A 16,691-nucleotide genomic window follows, 5' to 3' on the forward strand; every position below is an offset into this window, starting at 1 on the left:
TATAAAAAATTATAATGGTAAAACACGAATTAAAAACCAATGGTAAATTTTCTTAAATTAATGCACAAGTCAAGTAATATTAAATGAAAAAATGTTGTCACAATATATTTTTTATCAAAATAATTTATGATGAACAAAGAAAATTTTGAAAGATTTTTTTATCTGTTATTATGAAATATAAATTAAATTTAGAAAAAGAAACAAAAATAATATTATTGTTTTATAAATAATAAAAAAATAATATAATTAAGTAATTAAAATCATAATTTATGTTATAATTAAACAATAAAGAATATTCTTATTGTATATGGAGGTAGAAATAAACATGAACAAAGGTATATCATTAGATTTATCAAAATTGGCACCTTATGTAGCTGAAACTGAAATTGATTATATGGAAGAAATGGTTAAGAGTGCGCATGATAAGTTGCATAATGGAACAGGAGCAGGAAATGACTTTTTGGGCTGGATTGATCTTCCTGTTAATTATGATAAAGATGAATTTGAAAGAATAAAAAAAGCAGCAGCAAAAATTCAATCTGATTCTGACGTTTTAGTAGTTATAGGAATTGGTGGTTCATATCTTGGAGCAAGAGCTGCAATTGAAATGTTAACTAATAATTTCCATAATGCATTAGATGATAGTAAGAGAAAAGCTCCTAAGATTTTTTATGTAGGAAATAACATAAGTTCAACATATATGGCAGAACTTTTACAGGCAATAGAAGGAAAAGATGTGAGTTTAAATATAATCTCTAAATCAGGTACTACTACTGAACCAGCAATAGCTTTCAGAATATTAAGATCATATTTAGAAAATAAATATGGTGTTGATGAAGCTAGAAAGAGAATATATGCTACAACAGATAAAGCAAAAGGAGCATTAAAAACTTTAGCAAATGCTGAAGGATATGAAACTTTTGTAGTTCCAGATGATGTTGGAGGAAGATTCTCAGTATTAACTGCAGTAGGATTACTTCCAATAGCAGCAGCAGGAATCAACATAGATGACATGATGAAAGGTGCTGCAGATGCAAGAGAAGTTTATGCTAATCCATCATTAAAAGAAAATGATGCATATAAATATGCAGCAGTAAGAAATGCTTTATATAATAAAGGTAAAGTAGTTGAAGTTTTAGTTAACTATGAACCATCATTACATTATTTCAATGAATGGTGGAAACAATTATATGGAGAATCAGAAGGAAAAGACAATAAAGGATTGTTCCCAGCTGCTGTTGATTTTACAACAGATTTACACTCAATGGGACAATACATTCAAGAAGGAAGAAGAATTCTTTTTGAAACAGTTGTTAATGTTGAAAAGCCAAAATATGAAATCAAAATAGAAAAAGATGATGATGATTTAGATGGATTAAATTTCTTATCAGGAAAAACTATGGATTTTGTTAACAAGCAAGCATTCCAAGGTACTTTATTAGCACACAATGATGGAGGAGTTCCTAATATGGTTGTTAATGTGCCAGAACTTTCTGCTTATTATTTTGGATATATGGTATATTTCTTTGAAAAAGCTTGTGGTATAAGTGGCTATTTATTAGGAGTTAATCCATTTAACCAACCAGGAGTTGAAGCTTATAAGAAGAATATGTTTGCACTTTTAGGTAAACCAGGTTATGAAGATATGAAAGCTGAATTAGAAAAGAGACTTTAATTTTAATGAGGATTATAATTGATGGAGATGCCTGTCCAGGTATCTCCATTATTGAAAAAGTAGCTAAATCATATATGATACCAATTATAATATTTTGCGATGTAAATCACTTTATTTATAGCGAATATAGCAATGTAAGAATAGTAGACAGTGGATTTCAAAGTGTAGACATGTATATTGCAAATGAAACTAAGGAGAATGATATAGTAATATCTCAAGATTATGGAGTTGCAGCAATAAGTTTATCAAAAAAAGCATATGTTATTAATCCAAAGGGATATATTTATAGCAATAATAATATTGAAAAACTATTGGAAGAGAGACATATATATCAAAAGATAAGAAGAAGTGGAGGAAGAACATCTCACACCTCAAAAAGAACAATTGAAGATGATAAAAGACTAGAAAAAAATATTTTGTGTTTGATTGAAAAAATAATTTGAAGCTGAGAAGCTTCTTTTTTTATTACTAAAAATATTATTATAAAAAATATTTAGATTTTAATTCATTAATTTAAAAGATTTTTGGGTATTATGAATTATTATACTGTCTAAATACCAAAAAAAGTATAAAATTTTAAAAATACGTGAGAATGATTAAGTGTTTATGATATAATTTAGTTAAAACCAAGCATTTTTATGGATATTTACATTTTCTGGAAAGAAGCTATAATATAATTATGTTTCAGAATTATGTATTAAAGGGGTTTGGGTTTTTATGAATGAAGTTCAATCAGAATATATACAAATTGTTTTCGATAAAGAAAAGCCACAAAATATTAATACTGCAATAAGAATAAATGTGAATACAGAAAATGTTAATGAAAATTTGGAATATAAATTTCTTATTGGCAGAGGAGGAATTTGGTCAGTAATTCAAGAGTTCTCTTTAGAAAATCAATGTTTATGGACGCCTAGAGAAGAAGGAAACTATTTAATTATGGTACAGGCAAGAGAAACATCGACAGATCGTCCATTAGATTATTTAGCTAAAGAAGAATTTTCAATTGTCAAGGGAGAGATGAAGTACCAAATGAATTTAAAGGAATATAATCCAGAAAAAAGCTACGGTGATGAAGAAAAAATCGATTCAGAAGAGGGAATTAAGAAGTTTCAAGAATTGATGGATAAAGATAATGCGAATATACTGTTTCTAAAAGCATCACAAGTAAGTCCGGAAGAAAAAAAGACTCTGATGAAAGGAATAGATGAAACTATGGATGAAATAGCAGTTACTCATGATATTGTTAAAAATGAAGAAGATTTAAAAAAAGACAATAATAAAAATGATGAGCAAAACAGGGAAGAGAATTTAAATGAAAACTTATTAGAGAATAATGAGAATTATGAAGAAGAGAGCAATAGTGGGATTATAGGAGAGATAGTAATTGAAAATGATCATATACTGATTGGAAATAAAGCAGTTATAACAGTAAATCCTATTAAAAATAAAACATATTTATATAAGTTTTATATAAAGGATAATGATGAATGGACAGTTTTAAGAGAGTATGATACAGATAACAAATTAATATATACTGCAACTAAGTCTGGAAAACTAGAATTTCTTGCACAATGTAAAACTCTTAATTCAACTGAGAGTTTTGATGATTTTAGAATTATAGATATAGATGTAGACGAAAATATTAATATTGAGATTATAAATATAAAATGCTTATCGGCTGAACTTATTGCAAATGAAGAACTAAAATTTGCAGTAGAAACAAATGTAAAAAAGGAATCGGAACAAGTTATATTATATAAATTTTATAAAATATCTAAAGAAGGAAAATCAACATGTATACAGGATTATTCAACTAATAGTAATGTTGAATTCATTGAGCATGAACCAGGCACATATAGAATACTGTGTCTTGTAAGAAATATACTTTCTAATAAGGAATATGATGATAGAGCAGTTTTTTTATATAATGTAAAACCATATAGAGATATAAAAATAAAAGATTTTATAGCAGATTTAAATTCTCCACAAGCAACAGAAACTGAAATAATGTTCAATTCAGATGTTGAAGGTGGGAATCATATATTGTATAGATATAAAGTTAAGGGCCCGATAGAAGAAGATACAGGATTTATAGACAGCAGAGAGTTTAAATGGATACCTAAGGAACCTGGAGAATATGAAGTTGTTTTATGTGTAAAAGATAAAAGCTTTGAAGATGAATATGAAGACAGTAAAAAGATAGCATTTACAGTAGAAAAGCGAGGTAAAAAACCAATTAAGATTGTAGATGTAATTGTAGATAGAGAAAAGAAGATAATAATTGGCCAAACTGTAAATATCATGGTTAATGCAGAAGGTGGAACAGGACTTTTATATTCATTTATTATAAAAAAGGATGGAAGAATGTTACAGGAGTTTAAATATAACTGTTCCAATTGGATTGATTTTACGCCAGATAAAATAGGAGAATATGAAGTTGAAATAAGGGTAAAAGATAAATATTCGAAGAAGAAATTTGATATCCATAATATAATATATTTAAAAGTTATGGAATATATTCCAGGGGAAATTGATTATATACTTCTGCCTTATAAAGAGAATTATCTTGTAGGAGATACAATAGAATTTGAATGTATAGCTCAGAATACAAATGAAGTTCTTATTAAATATGAGACTAAGATAAACGGACAATCAATAGAACAGACAGAATTTGGTAAAAATAAGAAACTTAGATTTATACCTAAAGTAGCAGGAAAATATACTATAGAGGTTTATGCTAAAAATATAAAATGCAATAAAGATTTTGATTCTAAAAAGCAGATAAATTTGTATGTCAATGAAGCTTCTCCAGTGCTAAATACCAAAATAATTGCAAACAAGGCAGAAGGCAAGGTTAATGAAGAATTTTCAATAGAAGCAATAAGCAGAGGCGGAAAAGATGTATGTTACGAATTTTATTTGATGGAGAATTGTGAATGGAAAAAGGTCCAATCATATAGTAAAAAAAATTTTTATAGTTTTATACCATTTAAATCAGGAAAGTATAAAATTTTAGCTCTTGCTAAGAGTTATTATAAAAAAGTTAGTTATGAAGATTATAATGAGTTGACTTTCATAATTAAAGATTAATAAAAATTGAACGAAAAATAAATTATGAGAAAAAGCGAGAGGAGAACGATAAAGATGCCTATAGATGGAGTGAATGGTATATCTAATGAACAGTTAATGGCAATGTCACTTATGAGCAATGGACAATTAACTAATGAATCAACATCATCAAGTGATGCCAATGAATATAATAATTTAGCATTTCAAATGATGATGCAGAATTATATGGAGTCAGCAAAGAATAATGCACAAAATAATGTTAACACAATAATTAATAATTCTAATGTATCAAATTCAGCAAATGGAAATGATACATCTGTTAATGTTTCTGCTGAGTCCAATGAAAATTCAAATGAATCAGTAAATTCTAGTGAAAGCAGTAGTGCTGCAGCAGCACAGGTGATTAATACTTCAGCAGCTTCAAAGCAGACAGCAAGAGCAATGCAGACATACCTTGCTGGACAGAAACTTACAGATATTCCATTAGTGATAAATGGATCATATAATGGGTATGCATATGGAGCAGGAAATATTGGCTCCATTTCAAGTAATAGAAGCCCAGAAGAATTAAATAAAATATATTCAGCTGTAAGTGAAGCTTCTAAAAAATATGGAGTAAGTGAATCATTAATTCTTGCAGTAATAAAACAAGAATCAGATTTTGATTCAACATGCACATCTGGCGCAGGAGCAGCAGGACTTATGCAGATAATGCCTGGAAATTATTCGTCACTTGGAATAACAGATCCATATGATGTGAATCAAAATGTAAATGGTGGAACTCAATTGCTTAGAGAATATCTTGATCAATATAATCAAGATATACAAATGGCTCTAATGGCTTACAATGGAGGCCCTGGAACAATGAAAAACAGAGGCGTAAGATCAGCTTCTGATTTATACAAAATGCCTTCAGAAACTCAGAATTATGTTCCGAGAGTAATGGGATATTATCAAAATGGAATTTAATTTTATAAATGAGGATAATTCTAGGATGAAAAGTTCTAGAATTATCCTTTTTTTAAATGAAGTTTTTATTTGTTGAAAAATATAGATGAATTTTAAAAATAATAATATATAATTGTAATTATGAATGAGAATAATAAAATCAAGAAAGTGATGTGAATGCATGGAAAGATTAGATAAGGTTATTTCAAATTTAGGATATGGAAGCAGAAAAGATGTTAAAGGATTTGTTAAAAAGGGATTAATAGAAGTTGATGGTAAAGTGGTAAAAGATAATGGAATGGCTATTGATCCAGAAAAAGCTGTGATAAAAATTAATGGAGAAGAGATTTTTTACAGAAAGCATATTTATTTAATGATGAATAAGCCGGCAGGAGTGATATCGGCTACAAATGATAATAGAGATGAAACCGTTGTTGATTTGTTATACATAGATCACCAGGTTTTTGAACCATTTCCAGTAGGAAGATTAGATAAAGATACAGTAGGATTATTACTTTTAACTAATGATGGTGAACTTAATCACAGATTAATTTCACCAAAATGGCATGTTGATAAGGTATATTATGCAAAGATAGATAAAAAAGTTGATGAAAGAGATGTGGAAGCTTTTAAGAAGGGAATTACATTGGATGATGGGTATAAATGTATGGAAGCTAAGCTTGATATTATATCAGCATCAGATGAAGGATCAGAAATAAGAGTTACAATACAGGAAGGAAAATATCATCAAGTAAAAAGAATGTTTGAAGCTGTAGGAAAGAAAGTTGTTTATTTAAAAAGAGAGGAATTTGGAGGATTGACTTTAGATCCTGATTTAGAAGAAGGCGAATATAGAGAATTGTCAGATGAAGAATTAGCGTTATTAAAGAGTTATTAACGAATGATTAAAAAAATTGCAATAAAAATATTCATTTTTATTAAAAAAATTAAAAAATTTTAATAAAATCCTTGCAATATTGAACATAATATTCTATAATAATTTGTGCAAGGATAAATAAAAGGAATATATAGCCCCCTTTTTATTTATTGCTTATTGCTTATTGCTAAAGCGCAACCTAGCCCCAAGGGTTGCGTTTTTTTAATTTGTAAAGATGAAAATGTTTTCCTTTGATAAATTGTTAAATATTCAATAGGTTTTAAATTTTAGAAGGCAAATAGAAAAATGTCGAATTGTACTTCATTCAAAAATAAGTATATAATCTTGAATAAATGCAAAAAACAATTCATTTTATAAAAAATATGAATTGTTTTTTGCATTTATTTTATGAATTTTAAATATTAAATATGTACATAAATAACTTAGAATGAATTATATTTATGTAATTATGTTATAATATTTAAGGAATGGGAAAGGAGGAAAAAGTAATGTTAGATTTAAAAAACTTACTTAATAAAGAACAATATGAAGGGGCGACTACAATTGATGGGCAGGTATTGATTTTAGCAGGAGCAGGGTCAGGAAAGACAAGAGTACTAACTCATAGAATAGCTCATATGGTAGAAGACTTGAATATTGCACCTTATAATATTTTAGCAATAACATTTACTAATAAAGCTGCTAAAGAAATGAAAGATAGAGTAAAAGCTCTTATTGGTGAAAGTGCTGAAAATATGTGGATTTCTACTTTCCATTCAACATGTGTAAGAATTTTAAGAAGAGAAATAGATAAAATAGGTTATAAATCAAGTTTTACTATATATGACAGTTCGGATCAGAAGACATTAGTAAAAGAATGTATGAAAGCTGTTAATATTAACGAGAAAGATATTTCAGAACAAGAGATAATGAGCAAAATAGGAAAAGCTAAAGACAGGATGCAGAGTTCAAGAAGCTATAAACTTGAAAATGAGTCTAATTTCAGAGAAAACAAAATTGCTGATGTCTATGAGATGTATCAAAAAAGGCTTAAAGAAAATAATGCATTAGATTTTGATGATCTCATATTTAAGACCGTGGAATTATTTAAAAGTAATCCAGAAGTTTTAGAATTTTATCAAAGAAAATTTAAATATATTATGGTTGATGAGTATCAGGATACAAATGGTGCTCAATATGAACTTGTTAAATTGCTTGCATCTAAATATAAGAATATATGTGTTGTTGGCGATGATGATCAATGCCTAGTAGAAGGAACCATGATTTCAACAGATAGTGGTCAAATTGAAATTGAAAAATTAAATAGTAATCATAGTGTTATTTCAGCAGCAGGTAATGGAGAAGTTTATTTGACTAAAATAAGTAATATAAATAAAAAGAAATATGAAGGTAAAATTGTAAAAATTACAACACAAAGTGGAAAGATTATAAAAGCAACTCCTAATCATATTTCTTTTGGAAAAGTAATACTACAAAAAGATAAATTCTATGTTTATTTAATGTATAAAAATGGATTTGGATATAGAGTGGGGCAAATTTCATCTATAAGAACAAGGGAAAATAGAGAAGCTAGTGGTTTAGCTGTAAGACTTAATGGAGAACAGGCTGATAAGATATGGATAATTAAAGTATGTGATAAAAAAAGTGATGCATCTTATTATGAACAATATTATTCAGTGAAATATGGAATACCTACTATTGTATTTAATTCAAGGGGAAGAAACGTAATTTTATCTCAAGAACAAATAGAAAAAATGTTTGAAGAAATTGATACAGTAAATGGTGCAGAAAAACTTATGGAGGATGAATTTTTATATAAAGAATATCCACATCATTTAAGTAATGCAGTTATTAGAGGAGATTCAGTAAGAAAGAGGATAAATCTAAGTTTTTTTGGAGGGAAAAAATCTCTTCAAAGAGGGCTGTATACTCATAGAATAGGTCTTAATTCTTCAGGAGATGAAGCAAAAAATAAATTTATTGAAGCTGGATTTAATGTGAGAGATGGCCAGAGAAATACTTATAGGGTTGAAACTGAAAGAGCTTTATATGATGAAGCAGAAGAGTTTGCAAAAAAACTAAGTATAGTTGAGGATGGTTTTGATATATTAAAAAAGGCAAAACTGACTAATGATAAAAGTTTTAATTTTATGCCTATAGGGAGTTTTAAATCTGGTATGGCAATAGCTGTTCAAGATAATAATGAAATCATAGAAGATTTAGTAGTTTCTGTTGAATATGAGGATTATTGTGGATTTGTATATGATTTGAACATTGAGGATACAAGAAATTATATTGCTGATGGTATAGTGGTTCATAATTGTATATATCAATGGAGAGGCGCAGATATAAAGAATATACTTGACTTTGAAAAAGATTATCCAGAAGCAAAAGTAATAAAATTAGAGCAGAATTACAGATCAAAGGGGAATATATTAAATGCAGCAAATGTTGTTATAGTTAACAATGCTAATAGAAAGAGTAAAGTTCTTAGAACTGAGCAGGAATGTGGAAGTAAAATAAAAATTTATAGAGCTTATTCTGACAGTGACGAAGGTGATTTTGTTGGAAAACAGATTGTAGACATACGAAATAAAGAAGACAAGAAATATAGTGATTTTGCAATATTATATAGAACAAATGCACAATCAAGAATATTTGAAGAAAGTTTCAGAAGAAAGGGAATTCCTTATAAGATTGTAGGTGGAACAAGATTCTATGATAGAAAGGAAATCAAAGATATTCTTGCATACTTAAAAGTACTTGTAAATCCACAGGATGATATTAGCCTTAAGAGAATTATAAATGTTCCTAAAAGAAGTATTGGAGATGCTACAGTTAAAAAAGTTCAGGAATTTGCAGAAAACTTTGATTTAAATATATGGGATGCATTAGGCGAAATAAGAAGTATTCCTACATTAACTCCAAGAAATGTTTCTTGTATAGAACCTTTTGTGCAGCTTATGGAAAACTTAATGGCTTTAAGTGAAACTACTCCTGTGTCTATGCTTATCGAAACTATTTTAGAAGATACAGGATATATGGAACAGCTTAAAAAATCAAATGAAATAGAAGATAAGAGCAGGATTGAAAATTTGAAGGAATTAGTATCTGATGCGGTTGATTTTGAAAAGACAAGTGAAGATAAATCATTATCTGCATATTTAGAAAAAGTATCATTAGTTCAGGACACTGATAAAATAGAAGATGAAGATGACAGTGTTGTTCTTATGACGGTTCATAGTGCTAAGGGACTTGAATTTCCAGTAGTATTTATGGTTGGAATGGAAAATGGTATATTCCCTGGAAGTGCGTCATTCGAAAAAGAATCAGAAATGGAAGAATCAAGAAGACTATGTTATGTTGGTATAACAAGAGCAAAAGAAACATTATTCATGACATCAGCAGAAGTGAGAAGAGTATTTGGAAAAACCGTTGCATACTCTCAATCTAATTTTATTAATGAAATAAAACCAGAATTAAAAGAATATGTTTCTGCAGAAAAAACAGCAATGAAAAGCAGAGAATCTTTTATTAATAGAAGTTCATATAATAATCCTCATAGTTTAAGAGGAAGCATGAACAAAACAGTTGCTGGAAGTGGATTAAATGCCAGCAGAAACTTAAATATATCAAATAGTTCGGATGAGCATCTTTCAGCAGCAGAAGCTACTTTAGGAAGAAAAATAATGCATGACAAATTTGGGGTTGGAACTATAGTTTCAGTTCAAGACAGCGGTAATGATAAGAAGCTTACTATTGCATTTGATAAACAGGGAGTAAAAGTATTGTTATTATCAGTTGCAAAACTAAAAATGATATAAGCATAATTCTATTTTCTGTGGATTATTATTAAACTTTTCCACAGAATAATATTAAATAGAATGTAAATTGTGACTTGAATGATTTGATGAAAAAGCAATTATACAAGTTAAGGAGAAAAAATGGTGGATAAGAAAGAAAAAATAAAAGAATTAGTAGAACAGTTAAATAGATATTCTTATGAATATTATTCTTTAGATAATCCAAGTGTTACAGATAAGGAATATGATAAAAAATATGATGAACTTAAAAAATTAGAGGAAGAAACAGGTATTGTACTTCCTTATTCTCCAACATTAAGAGTTGGGGATGTTGTTCTTGAAGGATTTGAAAAATATACTCATAAGGCAAGATTATGGAGTCTTGATAAAGCACAGTCACTTCAGGAAATCATAGACTGGCATAATAGAAATGTGAAATTTATAAATGATATGAGAGCTCAGGGAGAAGATCTTCCTGATTTAAAATATATTCTTACAAAGAAATTTGATGGACTTACAATAAATTTAACATATAATGAAAATGGAATAATGGAAATAGCGGCAACTAGAGGAACTGGAAGTGTTGGGGAAAATGTAACAGCACAGGTAAAGACAATAAAATCTATACCACTTAAAATAGACAGCAGTGATATTTTAGAAGTTCATGGTGAAGCTGTCATGACTCAGGAAGCCTTTGATAAATATAATGAAAGTGCTTCTGTTCCTCTTAAAAATTTAAGAAATGGTGCAGCAGGTGCACTTAGAAACCTTAATGTAAAAGAAACTGCAAGGAGAAACCTTTCAGCATTTTTTTATGATGTAGGATATAAAGAAGGAACTCAATTTAAGACATATTTAGAAATGATGGAATTCATAAAGAATAAAGGACTTCCTATGGATGATTATTTAAAAGTATGTACTAATATTGATGAAATTGAAGAACAGATTAATTATATAAAAGACATAAGATTTGATTTGAATTATGATATAGATGGTCTTGTAATTGCTATTGATGATATAAAAACAAGAGAATTAATGGGGTATACAGTTAAGTTCCCTAAGTGGGCAATTGCATATAAATTTGAAGCACAGGAAGCGACAACAAAACTTCTTGGAGTTGAATGGAATGTAGGAAGAAGTGGAAGACTTGCACCAACTGCTATTTTAGAACCTGTTGAACTTGCAGGTGTTACAGTTAAAAGAGCTACTTTAAATAACATGGACGATATAGCTAGAAAAGGTATTAAAATAGGTGCAGATGTATTTGTAAGAAGAAGTAACGATGTTATTCCTGAAATAATGGGAGTAGTTCCTGAAACATTAGAAGGAACAAAGGAAATTGAACCACCAAAAGAATGTCCAGCATGTGGAAGTCATGTTATGTTAGATGGTGCACATTATTTTTGTGAAAATACATTATCATGTAAGCCACAAATGGTTAAAAGTATAGTGCATTATGCTAGCAGAGAAGCAATGAATATTGCAGGGTTTTCTGAAAGAACAGCTGAACAGTTATTTGAAAAACTCAATATTAAGTCAATTTCAGATTTATACAAATTAAAGCAAGAAGAACTTGTAGAACTTGAAAAATTTGGACCAAAGAAAGCTCAAAATCTTTTGGATGCTATTGAAAAAAGTAAGAATTGTGAACTTTATTCATTTATATATGCGTTAGGTATTCCTAATGTAGGAGTTAAGACAGCTAAGGATTTAGTTAATAAATTTAAATCTATTGAAGCATTAAAAAATGCTTCATTTGATGAATTGGTTAGTGTACCTGATATTGGAGATATTGTAGCACAGGATGTCATGTCATTTTTTAAAGAAGAAAAAGTACTTGAAACTATAGATGAATTATTAGAACTTGGAGTTAATCCTAAATTTGAGGAGACTGAAATTAGCGAAAATCCATTTATGGGCAAGACAGTAGTAGCAACTGGTTCTCTTCAAAATTATTCAAGGTCGGAAATAAAAGAAAAGTTAGAAAGTCTTGGAGCAAAAGTGGCAGGAAGTGTAAGTAAGAAAACTGATTATGTAATTGCGGGAGAGGCAGCAGGATCAAAACTTACAAAAGCACAAGATCTTGGAGTTAGAATTCTTTCAGAAGAGGAGTTTGAAGAAATATTAAGGGGGTAAAAGCAATGAAGAAACTAATAAATCTGCTTTCGTTTGGATCAGCGTTTATAACAAGCATAATAATAATATGTACTTTTTTAACTACATATCAATTTTATTATGTAGGACAAATATTTAATTCATACCTTCCAATACAGATAGGTGTATGTATAACTATGGCTGTATTATCATTAAGATTTCTTGTTAATGAAACTGGAAGTAGAAGATTTCTTTATTCTGCAGTTAGTCTTGCTATGTCTTTATGTCTATTGTTTTTTATGAATGGAATTGTAAGATAAGACTGATTTACCTAAGGTACAAATAGTAAAAAAGTAAATTTTATGATAAAATTTATTGTGTTAATCATAAGAGATACCAATTTATCTAGTCATGATTTTTATAGAGGTAGATTTGTTTAATAAAATTCTGAGTTAATATATGGCTAGATACATTTTATTATAGAGAAGGAGGAGTAAAAATGTCTGTTAGTATAAAAGATGTTGAATATGTTGCTGAACTTGCTAGATTAAGCTTTGATGAAAGTGAAAAAGAAGGTTTGGCAGAAGACCTAAACCAAATATTATCTTATTTTGAAAAGTTAGGTGAGTTAGATACTGAAAATGAAGATATAATAGTTAATCCATATTATATTGAAAACAAATATAGAGAAGATGTTGTTGTACCTTCATTAGATCTTAAAGATGTAACTTCTAATGCTCCTGATACATTAGAAGAATATATTGTAGTTCCAGCAATAATAAAAGGATAATACAAGGAGGGCAATAAAATGGAGTTTTCAAATTATAAGGCTCATGAATTAAAAGAAATAATAGCTAAAAAAGAAGCTTCTGTAGAAGAAGTTACAAAAGCTCATTTAGATAATATAGAAAATGTTGATTCTAAGGTTGATGCATTTTTATATGTGGCTAAAGAAGAAGCTTTAAATCAAGCAAAAACTTTAGATGAAAAATTAAGCAAAGGTGAAGATTTAGGAATTCTAGGGGGAGTACCTTTAGGAGTAAAGGATAATATAAGCGTTAAAGGAATGCAGAATACTTGTGCTTCAAAAATTCTAGAAGGATATGTTTCACCATATGATGCAACAGTTTCAGAAAAGGTTAAATCTGAGGGTGGAGTAATAATTGGTAAATTAAATATGGATGAATTTGCAATGGGTTCATCAACTGAAAATTCTGCTTTTAAAATAACAAAAAATCCTTGGGATTTAGAAAGAGTTCCAGGTGGATCATCAGGTGGATCTGCAGCAGCAGTTGCATCTAAAGAAATTTCAATAGCTCTTGGAACAGATACAGGTGGATCAGTAAGACAGCCAGCATCTTTCTGTGGTATTGTTGGACTTAAACCTACATATGGAAGAGTATCAAGAAATGGTGTTGTAGCTTATGGTTCTACTTTGGATCAGGTTGGTACTTTAGGAAGAGATGTTAAAGACTGTGCTTTACTTACTCAGGCTATAGCTGGTATGGATAATAGAGATTTTACAACAGCAGATATAAAAGTTCCTAATTATCTTGATTCTTTAAATACAGATGTAAAAGGCAAAAAGATAGCAGTTCCAAGTGAGTTCTTTAAAGAAGGATTAGACGAAAATGTTAAAAAAGCTGTTTATGATGCATTAAAAGTATTTGAAGCAAATGGAGCAGAAGTTAAGGAAGTTTCACTTCCATTAGCTGATTATGCTATTTCAGCTTATTATATAGTTGCATGTGCTGAAGCATCATCAAATTTAGCAAGATTTGATGGAGTAAGATTTGGTCATAGATCTAAAAATACTGAAGATGCAGTAGATTTATATTTCAAATCAAGAAGCGAAGGTTTTGGAAAAGAAGTTAAAAAGAGAATAATGCTTGGTACATATGCTTTATCAGCAGGTTATTATGATGCATATTATAAAAAGGCATTAAAAGTAAGAAACTTAATAAAAGGTGATTTTGAAAAGATATTCAGCGAATTTGATGCAATAGTATCTCCAACAGCACCAACTCCAGCTTATAAGATTGGTGAAAAGACAGATAATGCATTAGAAATGTATTTAGGTGATATATATACTGTTCCTGTAAATATTGCAGGTATTCCAGCAATTTCACTTCCATGTGGATTAGCTGATGGTCTTCCAGTAGGCCTTCAAATTATGGGTAATTACTTCAAAGAAGATACATTATTCAATTTAGCATACAGCTATGAACAATCAACTAATTGGCATGAAATGCATCCAAATTTATAGGAAGAAGGAGTGAAAAACAAATGGAATTTGAATCAGTCATTGGATTAGAAACTCACGTTGAACTTTCAACAAAAACAAAAATGTATTGTGGTTGTGCAATTGAATTTGGTGGAAAAGCAAATACTCATGTATGTCCAGTTTGTTTAGGTCTTCCAGGATCACTTCCACAATTGAATAAACATGTTGTTGAATTAGGAATTAAGGCAGGTCTTGCTTTAAACTGTGAAATAACTAAAATAGGAAGAATGGACAGAAAGAATTACTTCTATCCAGATTGTCCTAGAAACTATCAAATAACTCAGGATGAACTTCCACTTTGCAGAAATGGATATATAGATATTGAACTTGAAAGCGGAGAAACAAGAAGAATAGGAATTGAAAGAATTCATATAGAAGATGATGCTGGTAAGCTATTACATACTAAAAGAGGAGCTCTTATTGATTTTAACAGAGCTGGAGTTCCTTTAATAGAAGTTGTAACAAAACCAGATTTAAGAACTAAAGAAGAAGTTACTTTATACTTAACAAAGCTTAAGAGCATACTTTCAGCAGCAGGAATTTCTGACTGTAAGATGGAAGAAGGTTCATTAAGATGTGATGTTAATATTTCAGTTAGAGAAAAAGGTGATGAAAAGCTTGGAGTAAGAACTGAAATTAAAAATATTAACTCATTTAAATCTGTAGAAAAAGTATTAGAACATGAATTTGAAAGACAGGTTAAGGCGGTAACTGAAGGCGAAGAAATGTTTGTTGAAACTAGAAGATGGGATGAAGCAAACAATAAGACTGTAGTTATGAGAAGTAAGGAAGAAGCTAATGACTATAGATATTTCCCAGAAGGAGATTTAGTTACTCTTAATATTTCAGATGAATGGATTGAAGAAATAAGAAAAACTATTCCTGAACTCCCACATGAAAAACAAGCTAGATTCATGAGTGAATATGGATTACCAAAGTATGATTCTATGGTACTTACATTAACACCAGAAATGGCTGATTTCTTTGATGAGGCAGCTAAGATTTCAGGAGATCCAAAAGCAGCATCTAACTGGATGATGGGTGATGTTTCAAGACTTATGAATATTGATGGAACTTGGGTAAATGAACTTAAATTCCAGCCTAAGGATATAGCTGAATTGATTGAAGTTATAAAGGATGGTACAATATCATCTGCAATAGGTAAACAGGTTGTTGAAGCTATGTTTGAAAGTGGAAAGTCACCTAAGACTATAATCGAAGAAAAAGGATTGAAGCAAAATAATGATGAAGGTGCAATTCTTGAAATGGTTAATAAAGTTTTAGATGAAAATCCACAAGTTGTTGAACAGTTTAAAGCTGGTAAAGATAGAATCCTTGGATTTGCTGTTGGGCAGGTTATGAAAATGGCTAAGGGTCAGGCTAATCCTGGAATAGTAAATAAATTAGTGGCTCAGGAAGTTAAAAAGAGATAAGTAGTAAAATATAAAAGGTATCATTGTTAATTTAATGATGCCTTTTTATTTTTTATTAAAAATACTTGAGGTATTTAACATACAAATTTGATGTTAATATTTTATTATGAAGGGAGAGAGGTTATTTTGGAAGAAGTAAATATTTCTGGAGGAACATATTATTTTGTCAAGGGATATAGGGATGATGACAAGTTTAGAAAAAGTTTTAATAAACTTGCAGAGAAGATTCATGATATAAATTTCGAAGAATGGTATAGAAAAGGATATTGGAATGATAGATATATACCATATTCCATTTTATGTGGAAATGATATTATTTCAAATGTATCTGTAAATGTTATGGATTTTAATGCTTTTGGAAAATCAAAAAGGTACCGTTATGACAGATTCTAAATATAGAGATTTAGGATTAAGTAGATTTTTAATGGAAAGGGTAATATGTGAATGGAAAGATAGATGTTCTTTAATATATCTTTTTGCAAAT

At 29.3% G+C, this 16,691-nt stretch carries 12 protein-coding genes; all 12 read left to right on the plus strand.

Features of this window, described 5'->3' with window-relative positions; all coding sequences use genetic code 11:
- Positions 1-325: 325 nt before the first annotated feature.
- The 12 genes from Q0F58_RS12480 to Q0F58_RS12535 all read left to right on the plus strand — a co-directional run bounded on the left by Q0F58_RS12480 (position 326) and on the right by Q0F58_RS12535 (position 16,600).
- Complete coding sequence (locus Q0F58_RS12480) at positions 326-1,675, plus strand: glucose-6-phosphate isomerase (protein WP_294377047.1); 1,350 nt, start codon at positions 326-328, stop codon at positions 1,673-1,675.
- 5 nt (positions 1,676-1,680) lie between these two features.
- Positions 1,681-2,118 (plus strand): YaiI/YqxD family protein, encoded by a 438-nt coding sequence (locus tag Q0F58_RS12485; RefSeq protein ID WP_294377050.1) that lies wholly within the window; start codon positions 1,681-1,683, stop codon positions 2,116-2,118.
- Between the two features lie 274 nt (positions 2,119-2,392).
- Entirely contained in the window at positions 2,393-4,768 is a 2,376-nt protein-coding gene (locus tag Q0F58_RS12490) for a triple tyrosine motif-containing protein (protein WP_294377052.1), read from the plus strand.
- 54 nt (positions 4,769-4,822) lie between these two features.
- On the plus strand, positions 4,823-5,716 hold the full coding sequence (locus Q0F58_RS12495; protein WP_294377054.1) for a lytic transglycosylase domain-containing protein: 894 nt from the start codon (positions 4,823-4,825) through the stop codon (positions 5,714-5,716).
- A gap of 160 nt (positions 5,717-5,876) precedes the next feature.
- On the plus strand, positions 5,877-6,593 hold the full coding sequence (locus Q0F58_RS12500; protein WP_294377055.1) for a pseudouridine synthase: 717 nt from the start codon (positions 5,877-5,879) through the stop codon (positions 6,591-6,593).
- A gap of 488 nt (positions 6,594-7,081) precedes the next feature.
- Positions 7,082-10,417, plus strand: a complete 3,336-nt coding sequence (locus Q0F58_RS12505) for a UvrD-helicase domain-containing protein (RefSeq protein ID WP_294377057.1) — start codon at positions 7,082-7,084, stop codon at positions 10,415-10,417.
- 120 nt (positions 10,418-10,537) lie between these two features.
- Positions 10,538-12,532, plus strand: a complete 1,995-nt coding sequence (ligA, locus tag Q0F58_RS12510; protein WP_294377059.1) for an NAD-dependent DNA ligase LigA — start codon at positions 10,538-10,540, stop codon at positions 12,530-12,532.
- A 5-nt stretch (positions 12,533-12,537) separates the two neighbouring features.
- Positions 12,538-12,810 carry a hypothetical protein gene (locus tag Q0F58_RS12515; RefSeq protein WP_294377062.1) on the plus strand — a complete coding sequence of 91 codons (273 nt, stop codon included), beginning with the start codon at positions 12,538-12,540 and terminating at the stop codon, positions 12,808-12,810.
- A gap of 179 nt (positions 12,811-12,989) precedes the next feature.
- Positions 12,990-13,280, plus strand: a complete 291-nt coding sequence (gatC, locus tag Q0F58_RS12520) for an Asp-tRNA(Asn)/Glu-tRNA(Gln) amidotransferase subunit GatC (protein WP_294377065.1) — start codon at positions 12,990-12,992, stop codon at positions 13,278-13,280.
- 18 nt (positions 13,281-13,298) lie between these two features.
- Positions 13,299-14,756 carry an Asp-tRNA(Asn)/Glu-tRNA(Gln) amidotransferase subunit GatA gene (gene gatA / locus Q0F58_RS12525; RefSeq protein WP_294377067.1) on the plus strand — a complete coding sequence of 486 codons (1,458 nt, stop codon included), beginning with the start codon at positions 13,299-13,301 and terminating at the stop codon, positions 14,754-14,756.
- A gap of 20 nt (positions 14,757-14,776) precedes the next feature.
- Positions 14,777-16,207: an Asp-tRNA(Asn)/Glu-tRNA(Gln) amidotransferase subunit GatB gene (gene gatB, locus Q0F58_RS12530; protein WP_294377069.1), complete on the plus strand. Its 1,431-nt coding sequence runs from the start codon at positions 14,777-14,779 to the stop codon at positions 16,205-16,207.
- A gap of 126 nt (positions 16,208-16,333) precedes the next feature.
- On the plus strand, positions 16,334-16,600 hold the full coding sequence (locus tag Q0F58_RS12535) for a hypothetical protein (protein WP_294377071.1): 267 nt from the start codon (positions 16,334-16,336) through the stop codon (positions 16,598-16,600).
- The last annotated feature ends 91 nt before the right edge of the window (positions 16,601-16,691 follow it).

Source organism: uncultured Clostridium sp., from assembly GCF_934754915.1.
In the GTDB taxonomy this organism is placed as follows: domain Bacteria; phylum Bacillota; class Clostridia; order Clostridiales; family Clostridiaceae; genus Clostridium.

Bases quoted from the DNA above. Each gene is read 5' to 3' on its own strand.
- Q0F58_RS12480 (WP_294377047.1), top strand. From the start codon at position 326: ATGAACAAAGGTATATCATTAGATTTATCAAAATTGGCACCTTATGTA.
- Q0F58_RS12485 (WP_294377050.1), top strand. From the start codon at position 1,681: ATGAGGATTATAATTGATGGAGATGCCTGTCCAGGTATCTCCATTATT.
- Q0F58_RS12490 (WP_294377052.1), top strand. From the start codon at position 2,393: ATGAATGAAGTTCAATCAGAATATATACAAATTGTTTTCGATAAAGAA.
- Q0F58_RS12495 (WP_294377054.1), top strand. From the start codon at position 4,823: ATGCCTATAGATGGAGTGAATGGTATATCTAATGAACAGTTAATGGCA.
- Q0F58_RS12500 (WP_294377055.1), top strand. From the start codon at position 5,877: ATGGAAAGATTAGATAAGGTTATTTCAAATTTAGGATATGGAAGCAGA.
- Q0F58_RS12505 (WP_294377057.1), top strand. From the start codon at position 7,082: ATGTTAGATTTAAAAAACTTACTTAATAAAGAACAATATGAAGGGGCG.
- ligA (WP_294377059.1), top strand. From the start codon at position 10,538: ATGGTGGATAAGAAAGAAAAAATAAAAGAATTAGTAGAACAGTTAAAT.
- Q0F58_RS12515 (WP_294377062.1), top strand. From the start codon at position 12,538: ATGAAGAAACTAATAAATCTGCTTTCGTTTGGATCAGCGTTTATAACA.
- gatC (WP_294377065.1), top strand. From the start codon at position 12,990: ATGTCTGTTAGTATAAAAGATGTTGAATATGTTGCTGAACTTGCTAGA.
- gatA (WP_294377067.1), top strand. From the start codon at position 13,299: ATGGAGTTTTCAAATTATAAGGCTCATGAATTAAAAGAAATAATAGCT.
- gatB (WP_294377069.1), top strand. From the start codon at position 14,777: ATGGAATTTGAATCAGTCATTGGATTAGAAACTCACGTTGAACTTTCA.